Consider the following 8,664-nt stretch of genomic DNA (forward strand, 5'->3'; position numbering starts at 1 on the left):
GGGGATCGTGGCGGTGTGTGCCAGCGCCCACCCGTTGCGTGCCAGACCTGAGAGGTCGACGTCGCGCTCGGCGATCCGGCGCAACTGGCTCTGCATCCCGTCCTCGTTCGTGGCCGGGACGAAGGTGCTGACGGTGGTGATCTGCTGCATGTTCTTCCTCTTCCTCATCGTTTTTTTGCCGTGATTCTCAATCAGGTTTGTCAAGCCAGCGGGGGGTGGTCTGGCTCGGTCGTTCTTCCTTCTCTCCCAGCGTTTTTTTGCCTGGAAGGCACGTAGTGCCGAGCAGGGGCGGAGGCGGGAGCGCAACCCGGAGGGCGGCGGAGGAGAGGTTGTTGGCGCGATGTGAGGGAGCGCAGCGACCGCGTGGCGAGAACCTCGGAGGAGCCGGCCGCGCAGCGGCTTGCGTGGACGCCGGAGGCCCGTACGCTGCCGAAGGCTTCCAGGCAGAAAAGCGCGCAGCGCACAGCACCGCGCCGACCAGAGGTCGGCGTCCGCCTTGCAGCTAGGGTCGCGATATGGATCAGTTGCCACGTTTGGATGACGTCTGGACTACCCGGGACTACCCCGTTCTGGTCGCTGTCGCCTGGCTACTCGAGGAGCACGATCTCCTGCAGTCCAGCGACATCGCTGCCTTCTGCGGCCGATCGCAACGAGATGTGGTCCTCGCGTTGACGAACCTCGGCCATCGACACCTCGTCGTCAAGGACGCGAGCACGTACGACGGTCGCGACAACTACGTCACCGGGATCCGCCCGGAAGGACTGGAGGCGGTCGGCCAGTGGCCGAGTCCGGACGTCGCCGCAGAACGACTCATCACTGCTCTTGATGCCCTGGTGGACAACGCACCGATGGACTCGCCCAAACGGAACCGATTGGTCGCGATCCGAGACGGGCTCCTCACTGCCGGTCGCGACGTGATGATCGACGTCGCGGCAGCAGTCATCTCCGGTCGCATCCCGACCTAGGCACCCGATGCGGTGTCGGCGGTCTGAGGCACGATCAGCTCGTGCGGCTCCCGCCGCAGGAGTGGAGTGGTCATGAACGTCAGCGAGGACCGCTACGACGGCAAGCGTGTTGTCGACGTGCGTACAGGGCAGCTTCGGTTTCGAGTCCGCGACGCCCGGATCGTGGACGTGCAGACCGGGCAGCTGGCTTTCCGGATCCGTGACGATGATCGGGTGGTCTCGACCAACGGACAGCTGGCCTTCCGGATCCGCAATGGGGAGCGACTTGTCGACACGTCCGGAGTGCTGCATTTTCGACTCCGGTGACCTGCAGGCTCAGCGTCGACGTTCGATGAGGATCGTGTCGCGCCAGGTGCCGGCGGCTGGTCCGTAAGTCATCAGCGCGATGCGCTCGCGGGTACCGACGCGGCGAAAGCCGGCACTGTCGTGGAGGGCGAGGCTGGCAGTGTTCTCGGGGAAGATGCTCGACTGGATCGTCCAGAATCCAGCAGCGTCCGCGGCCTCGATGAGCGCATGCAGGAGTGCCGCGCCGGTGCCGCGGCCGCGGGCGGCGGACGCGACGTAGACGGAGTGCTCGACCACTCCGCGGTAGACGGGCCTGCTGGAGACGGGTGAGAGAGCGGCCCACCCGAGGATCTGGTCGCCGTCGACGGCGACCAGGCGCCCGACGTCGAGCTTCCCCGCATCAAACGCCTCCCACGTCGGCGGTTCGGCCTGGAAGGTGGCGTGTCCGGTGGCGATTCCGTCGCGGTAGATCGCCTCGACCGCCGCCCAGTCCGCGGGGAGCATCGGCCGGATGGCGGTCATGAGCAGCAGCTTCCTCCAGCGGATCCGATGTCGGTGGAGCAGACGCCGGTCTCGGGGAGCACGAGCTGGACGCGCCGGGCCGCGGCGTGATCGCCGACGAGCTCGTCCGCAATGGAGCGAACCTGCTCGTAGCCGGTGACGAGGAGGAAGGTCGGGGCACGCCCGTAGGACTTCATGCCGGCGATGTAGAAGTTCGGCTCCGGGTGGGCCAGCTCGGCGACGCCGTGCGGGTCGACGGTGCCGCAGGAGTGCAGGTTCGGGTCGATCAGCGTCGCGAGTGCGCGGGGCGCTTCCACGATCTCGTCCAGGGAGACGCGGATCTCGCGCAGCATGTCGAGGTCGGGCCGGAACCCGGTGGCCTGCACGACGACGTCGGCTTCGACGCTCTCGCGCTCCTTCCGGCGGCGCCCCAGCACCGTGACCCCACCGGAGGGAGCCTTCTCGAGGCGGTCGATCTCGAAGCGGTCGAGAAGCGTGATCGCGCCGTTGCGGACGAGCTGGTGAACCGTGCCGCCGAGCTTGCCGCGCTCCTCCAGCTCGTCGTCGCCCGAGCCGAAGACGCGCAGCGGACTGGTGCCGCGGATCGCCCAGGTGATCCGCGTATCCGGCTCCTCGCGGGCGAGGCGGGCGAGCTTGATCAGGGTGTTCGCGGCGGAGTGGCCGGCGCCGACGACGAGGATCCGCTTCCCGGCGAAGCGGGCGCGGTCGGCGCCGAGCACGTCCGGCAGCGCGTGGCTGAGGTGCTCGGCGACGTCGACGGCGCCAATCGGGTCGAGGCCCGCGGAGGCGAGGGCGTTGGGCGTGGAGTAGGTGCCCGAGGTGTCGATCACGGCGCGGGCGGTGACGTCGACGGCGCCCTCCGGCGTGTCCAGGCGCAGCAGGAACGGAGTGGCGGCGCGGCCGGTGGAGCGGGTGCGGTCCATGCCCTCGCGGGTGACGGCCAGCACGCGGGAGCGGTAGCGGATGACTGGGGCGAGCTGCGGGGTCGCGGCGAGGGGTGCGAGGTAGTCGCGGACGAACTCGTGCCCGGTGGGTAACTTCTTCGCGGCGGGCGCCTCCCAGCCGGCGGCGTCGAGCAGGCGTCCGGCGGCGGCGTCGACCAGGTACTCCCATGGGGAGAACAGGCGGGTGTGGCCCCACTGCTGCACCGCGGCTCCGGCACGCTCGCCGGCTTCGTACACCACGACGTCGAGGCCGCGCTCGAGCAGCTGCGCGGCAGCGGCGAGACCCACGGGGCCGGCGCCGATGACGGCGACGGGGAGGCCGGTGAGGCGGCGCTCGTCGGTGCGGGGCGGGACGGTCAGCAGCAGGGTCATCAGGTGCACTCCTCAACATCGACGGTCATCGATGGACGAGTCTGCCCCGGCATATCGATGGCTGTCAATGTGTGGGAGGGTGGAGACATGGCGACGACCGAGCTGACTCTCACCGCGGCGGCGGCCGCATGCTGCGCGCCGCTCGCGCGCGAGCCGCTGAGCGCGGAGGGCGCGGAGCTGCTGGCGCGGGCGCTGAAGGCGATGGCGGATCCGGCGAGGCTCCGCCTGGTGTCAATCGTGGCGTCGAGCAGCTCGGGTGAGGTGTGCGTGTGCGACTTCACGGAGCCGGTTGGGCTGAGTCAGCCCACGGTGTCGCACCACTTGAAGATCCTCGTGGACGCCGGGATCCTGGCCCGCGAGAAGCGCGGTACCTGGGCGTACTTCTCCGTCGTTCCCGGCGCGCTCGACTCTCTCGCGGGGATGCTCACCCGCGTCTGATCAGGCGGCCGTGACCCTCGCCGCGAGAGCGTCAACGCGCGCGGCGAGCTCGTCGTAGGCCGCGTCGAACGCGGCATCCGTGCCGGCGGGTACCGGGTCGGGGATCGACCAGTGCAGCGCCTCCGAGCCGAGCGCCTCGTGAGCGGCGTCGCAGACCGTGACGACAAGGTCGGTGTCGGCGGCGACGTCCGCGAACTGCTGCGGCGCGCCTTCGGGCAGCGGGAGGCCGTGGCGTTCGGCGGTCGCGATCGCGCCGGCCGCCACCGCGGCGGCCGGGTGGGTGCCGGCGGACGCCACGGGGATGGTGCTGCGCTGCGCCCAGAGCTGCGCGGCGAGCTGGGACCGGGCGGAGTTCGCGGTGCACACGAACAGCACCCGTCGCGCTGCGGCGGTGGTCGAGGGGCCGAGCTGGTCGAACGCGCCGGGGAGCAGGTGGACGTAGCTGCGGCGCCGGTCCGCCTCCGAGCGGCGCCGGAGGATCATGCCCTCGCGCTCGAGGACGGCGAGGTGGTGCGCGACGAGGTTCGAGGGCATCCCGAGCCGGTCCTGCAGCTCCCGCGGCGCCAGGTCTCCGAGAGTGAGCAGGTCCACGATCCGCAGGCGCGCGGGATCACTGAGGGCGGCGTGCCGGGCGGCGCGCGCTTCCAGGTCGGTTCGCTCGGTGTTCATTGACTCAATCTTGACTGAGTGATCGCGAGCGGTCAAGATGGCCGACGTCATGGACACCACTTCCTCTCCTCCGCTCGCTCGTCGGGCCGCGGCCGAGTTCCTCGGCACGGGCCTGCTCGTGGCGATCGTCGTCGGCTCCGGCATCGCCGCGCAGTCGCTCTCTCCGGACGACGTCGGCCTGCAGCTGCTGGAGAACTCCCTCGCGACCGCGCTGGGACTGGCGGTGCTGATCCTCGTCTTCGGCCCGGTGTCGGGGGCGCACTTCAACCCGCTCGTCTCCGCCGTCGACGCACTCCTCGGTCGTCGCGACCGCACCGGCCTGTCCGGTCGGGGGCTGGCGGTGTTCGTCGGCGCTCAGCTGCTCGGCGGCATCGGCGGCGCGGTCCTCGCGAACGCGATGTTCGAGGTCCCGACCTCGATCGCGACGACCGAGCGCGTCACCGCCGGCCACCTGCTCGGGGAGGTCGTCGCCACCGCCGGCCTGGTCCTCGTGATCCTCTCCCTCGCCCGCACGCACCGCGGCCCGCTCGCCGCGGCCGCGGTCGGCGCGTACATCGGCGCGGCGTACTGGTTCACGTCTTCGACCTCGTTCGCGAACCCCGCCGTGACCGTCGGCCGCGTCTTCACCGACACCTTCGCCGGCATCGCCCCCACCTCCGTCCTGCCGTTCGTCGCTGCGCAGCTCGTCGGCGCCGCGATCGGCGTCGGCATCGCCGTGTTCCTCTTCCCGGGCGCCGCCCGGGCCGCCGGGAGCCTCGTGATCCCGGCCACCTCGACCACTTCGCACGCCTAATCCGAAAGGCCCATCTGATGCATCTCGTCGCCATCGGCGGCAGCGACGCGGGGATCTCCGCCGCACTGCGCGCCCGCGAGCTCGACCCGTCCGTCGACGTGACCGTCGTCGTCGCCGACTCGTACCCGAACTTCTCCATCTGCGGGATCCCGTACTACTTCTCCCGCGAGGTGCAGCCGTGGCAGTCGCTCGCGCACCGCAGCCACGCCGATCTCGAAGCCACCGGCATGACCCTGCGCCTGGACACCTTCGCGACCGACATCGACGTCGCCGGGCAGCAGCTCACCGTCCGCACCCCCGACGGGACGCTCGACCGGATCGGGTACGACGAGCTGATCGTCGGCACCGGCGCCCTCGCCTCCTCCGCCGGCATCGCCGGCGTGGACGAGCTGGGGCCGGAGGACGGAGTGCACGTGCTGCACTCGATGGGCGACACCTTCGCCCTCGAGCGCTACCTCGACAGCCGCGACCCGCAGACCGCGATCATCGTCGGCGCCGGCTACGTGGGCCTGGAGATGGCCGAAGCCCTCACCGTCCGCGGCCTCCACGTCACTCAGCTGCAGCGCGGCCCCGAAGTGCTCTCCACCCTCGACCCAGAACTCGGCGCCCTCGTCCACACCGAACTCGACCAGCACGGCGTCGAAGTGCTCACCCGCACGACCGTCGCCTCGATCGAGAAGACCGCCGCCGGACTCGCCGTCCACGCCGACCACGACGGCACACCCCTCACTCGGACCGCCGACGTCGTGCTCCTCGTCGTCGGCGTGAAGCCGAACACCGACCTGCTCGCCCGCGCTGGAGCATCCCTCGGCGCCGGCCGCGCGGTCGTCGTCGACGAGGCGATGCGCACGGGCCTGCCGCACGTGTTCGCCGCGGGCGACGGAGTGACCACGCACCACCGCCTCCTCGGCAGCACCTACCTGCCGCTGGGCACCACCGCGCACAAGCAGGGTCGGGTCGCGGGCGAGAACGCCCTCGGCGGCGAAGCCCGGTTCGCCGGCTCCGTCGGCACGCAGGTCGTGAAGGTCTTCGACCTCGTCGCCTCCCGCACCGGTCTCCGCGAACACGAGGCCCTCGCCGCGGGCTTCGCGCCGGCGACGACGACCGCGGTGGCGGACGATCACAAGCGCTACTACCCGGGCGCGCAGCCGATCACGATCCGCATCACCGGCGACACCGGCGACGGGCGCCTGCTCGGCGCGCAGCTCGTCGGACGCCTCGGCACCGAGACCGCCAAGCGCGTCGACACCTACGCGACCGCCCTGTTCGCCGGGCTCACCGTCGAGCAGGTCTCCGACCTCGACCTCTCCTACACACCCCCGCTCGGCTCCCCCTGGGACGCCGTGCAGATCGCCACCCAGACCTGGACCCGCACGAACACCGGAAGCAGCCTCCCCGCATGACCGAGAAGCACACCGTCCTCTTCCTCTGCCAGCACAACGCCGGCCGCTCCCAACTCGGCGCCGGCCTGCTCGAAATCCTCGCCGGAGACCGTCACACCGCCACCTCCGCCGGGCTCTCGCCCGCCGACACGGTGAACCCCGCGATCGCCGCGACCGTCGCGGAGCTCGGCCTCGACATCAGCGACCGCACCCCCCGCGCCGTCACGGTCGAGGACCTCGAGAACGCGGACATCGTCGTCGCCATGAAGCCCGGCCTCACGCTCCCCGCGACCCCGTCCGGTCGGTTCCTGGAGTGGAAGTTCCCCGACCCGACTGACTGGAGCGCTGAGAACGTCCGCCCCCTCCGAGAGGCGGTCGCCGCCCGGATCCAAGCCGAGCTCCTTACCTAGGCGCGTCAGGCGGCCGCGAGGGCGATGGCGGGTCCGCTCCTTGATGGCGACTCTGGACCATGCTGCAGAAGCGGGGTGACGGGATCGTTCGGCCGGGTCGGGGTGGGGGTGTAGGTCGTCTGGTCGCGGAAGATCGCCCAGATGACGTTGATGCGGCGCCGAGCGAGAGCGATCAGCGCCTGCTTGTGCGACTTCCCTTCTCCACGTTTCCGCTCGTAGAACGAGCGCGAGACAGGGCAGTTCCTCGACGCGATGAACGCTGCCTGGAAGCAGGCGTTCAACAGCCGCCGGTCGTAGCGCCGTGGCCGGTGGCGGTTGCCGGAGATCTTCCCGGAATCACGCGGCACCGGAGCGAGGCCCGCGAAGCTGGCCAGCCGATCGGGCGTCTCGAACGCGGTGAGGTCAGTGCCGGTCGCGGCGAGGAAATCCGCGGCGAGCCTGCGCCCGAACCCCGGAATCGACACCAGCAGATCCGCGGACCTGCTGTCCTGCAGAACGGCTTCGATCTCCGCATCGAGCTCTGCGACCTCGTCGCGGATGCGGAGCAGATCACGCGCGGATCGGCTCACCAACCGAGCCGCCGCGCCCTCCCCCACGACGACCGATGTCTGCTCGCGAGCAGCGTCGATCGCTGTCTTGGCCACGGCCGCGGACTTCCAGCAGCCCTGCCCCTTCAACCATGACGCCAGCCGGCTCTCGCCCATCCGCCGGATCGCTCCCGGGGTCGCGTATCGGGTGAGCAGTACCAGAGGTCCTCTGGTCGTCGCGTAGTTGAACGCTCCCTCGAGCGACGGGAAGTAGTGGACCAGGATGGCGCGCAGTCGGTTCACGGCGCGGGTGCGGTCGTGCACCAGATCCTCCCGTCGGGCGGAGAGCAGGCGCAGCTCCGCGGTGACCTCGTCGGCCTGGCGCATCAGCGTCATGTCTCGCCGGATCCGGGCCTGGTCGGCGATGATCACCGCGTCCTTAGCGTCGGTCTTCGCCTCGCCCCGGTAGGCACCCGAGGCGTGGTGCACGACGCGGCCCGAGATGTAGAACAGCGGCTGCGCGTGCGAGTTCAGGAGCGTCTGCAGCAGCCCCGTCCCGCCGTGGTTGAGGTCCGTCGCCCAGGCGACGTCGGTGCCGCCCGGCAGCGATGCGACGTCGCCCATCAGGGTCAGGATCGCCGTTTCTCGGTTCTTGAACCGTTGCGAGAGCAGCTTGGTTCCGTTGGTGTCGATGACGACGCAGTGGTGTTCGGTCTTGCCGGCGTCGATACCGGCCCAGAGTTGTGGCATGCAGGGTCCTTCCGTTGAGGGGTGCGGTGCGCCGTGAACGACCGTGCCGGCATGTCCTTACGGGGCGATCTGGTCGCGTTTCTCAATGAGCGGTCCTGCCGTTGAGGGGTCCCGGGCGGCTAATCACGGCGTGCCATCAGGCGGCTGAAGGCGGTCAGCCATACCCGGGACCCCTGGCGCGTTCCGGAGCCTACAACTGCCCCGAATCCACGGAAATAACGGTAAGGAAGGCGGTTCTCCGCCTGAGCAACCGGAGGGCGCAGTGCAACCCGCAGGGCGGCGGTGGAGAGAGTTTCGGCGCGATGTGAGGGAGCGAAGCTCCCGCGTGCCGAAAGTCTCGGAGGAGCCGGTGGCGCAGCCACTTGAACGGAGCCCGTAGGTAGCTACGACCGCAGCGAAGCGGAGGGAGCCGCCGAAGGCTTCACGGCAAAAAAGGGTGTGAGCCCGTAGGGCGACCAACGGCGGCCGGCGCAGCCGGGCGACCTCTAGGCGGCGCTCCGTCGCCGCTGCACGAGCGCAGCTCGCGCCTCCCGGAACGGGATCCCCGGGGAGCGTGAGGGGCCCGCCCCTCACGGGCTACCTACCTATATAGGTAGGTAGCCCTCGC

General features: G+C 70.4%; 10 protein-coding genes. 6 read left to right on the forward strand and 4 right to left on the reverse strand.

All coding sequences use genetic code 11. The annotated features are described in order from the left end of the window. Positions 1 to 515 precede the first annotated feature (515 nt). Positions 516 to 965, forward strand: a complete 450-nt coding sequence (locus C5C56_RS17060; protein ID WP_146086526.1) for a hypothetical protein — start codon at positions 516 to 518, stop codon at positions 963 to 965. A gap of 72 nt (positions 966 to 1,037) precedes the next feature. Beyond that, the gene (locus C5C56_RS17065) at positions 1,038 to 1,271 is read left to right on the forward strand and encodes a hypothetical protein (RefSeq protein WP_219813917.1); all 234 of its coding nucleotides are present in this window, start codon (positions 1,038 to 1,040) and stop codon (positions 1,269 to 1,271) included. Between the two features lie 9 nt (positions 1,272 to 1,280). Here the strand turns inward: C5C56_RS17065 and C5C56_RS17070 are convergent, their stop codons facing one another. Both C5C56_RS17070 and C5C56_RS17075 read right to left on the reverse strand, forming a co-directional pair. Beyond that, positions 1,281 to 1,772 carry a GNAT family N-acetyltransferase gene (locus C5C56_RS17070; RefSeq protein WP_104319993.1) on the reverse strand — a complete coding sequence of 164 codons (492 nt, stop codon included), beginning with the start codon at positions 1,770 to 1,772 and terminating at the stop codon, positions 1,281 to 1,283. Continuing rightward, positions 1,769 to 3,088, reverse strand: coding sequence for an FAD-dependent oxidoreductase (locus C5C56_RS17075; protein WP_104319994.1), 1,320 nt, complete (start codon positions 3,086 to 3,088; stop codon positions 1,769 to 1,771). The genes C5C56_RS17070 and C5C56_RS17075 overlap by 4 nt, the downstream gene beginning before the upstream one ends. An 87-nt stretch (positions 3,089 to 3,175) precedes the next feature. On the opposite strand from C5C56_RS17075, the gene C5C56_RS17080 reads away from it, so the two are divergent. Beyond that, positions 3,176 to 3,526 (forward strand): helix-turn-helix transcriptional regulator, encoded by a 351-nt coding sequence (locus tag C5C56_RS17080; RefSeq protein WP_104319995.1) that lies wholly within the window; start codon positions 3,176 to 3,178, stop codon positions 3,524 to 3,526. On the opposite strand, the gene C5C56_RS17085 is transcribed toward C5C56_RS17080, so the two are convergent. Continuing rightward, positions 3,527 to 4,195 (reverse strand): ArsR family transcriptional regulator, encoded by a 669-nt coding sequence (locus tag C5C56_RS17085; RefSeq protein ID WP_104277743.1) that lies wholly within the window; start codon positions 4,193 to 4,195, stop codon positions 3,527 to 3,529. Between the two features lie 49 nt (positions 4,196 to 4,244). Between C5C56_RS17085 and C5C56_RS17090 the strand changes: the two genes are divergently transcribed. From C5C56_RS17090 to C5C56_RS17100, 3 genes are read left to right on the forward strand one after another with little or no spacing between them, the layout of a single operon-like run. Then, the gene (locus C5C56_RS17090) at positions 4,245 to 4,988 is read left to right on the forward strand and encodes an MIP/aquaporin family protein (RefSeq protein WP_104277748.1); all 744 of its coding nucleotides are present in this window, start codon (positions 4,245 to 4,247) and stop codon (positions 4,986 to 4,988) included. A gap of 17 nt (positions 4,989 to 5,005) precedes the next feature. Beyond that, positions 5,006 to 6,391 (forward strand): FAD-dependent oxidoreductase, encoded by a 1,386-nt coding sequence (locus C5C56_RS17095; protein ID WP_104319996.1) that lies wholly within the window; start codon positions 5,006 to 5,008, stop codon positions 6,389 to 6,391. Then, positions 6,388 to 6,780, forward strand: coding sequence for a low molecular weight phosphatase family protein (locus tag C5C56_RS17100; protein ID WP_104282067.1), 393 nt, complete (start codon positions 6,388 to 6,390; stop codon positions 6,778 to 6,780). Before C5C56_RS17095 ends, C5C56_RS17100 begins: the two co-directional genes overlap by 4 nt. 5 nt (positions 6,781 to 6,785) lie before the next feature. On the opposite strand, the gene C5C56_RS17105 is transcribed toward C5C56_RS17100, so the two are convergent. Beyond that, a complete protein-coding gene (locus C5C56_RS17105; protein WP_258065708.1) occupies positions 6,786 to 8,057 on the reverse strand; it encodes an IS110 family transposase in 1,272 nt (423 codons plus the stop codon). Positions 8,058 to 8,664: the final 607 nt, after the last annotated feature.

The organism is Rathayibacter sp. AY1D1 (assembly GCF_002932635.1).
Classification (GTDB): Bacteria; Actinomycetota; Actinomycetes; order Actinomycetales; family Microbacteriaceae; genus Rathayibacter.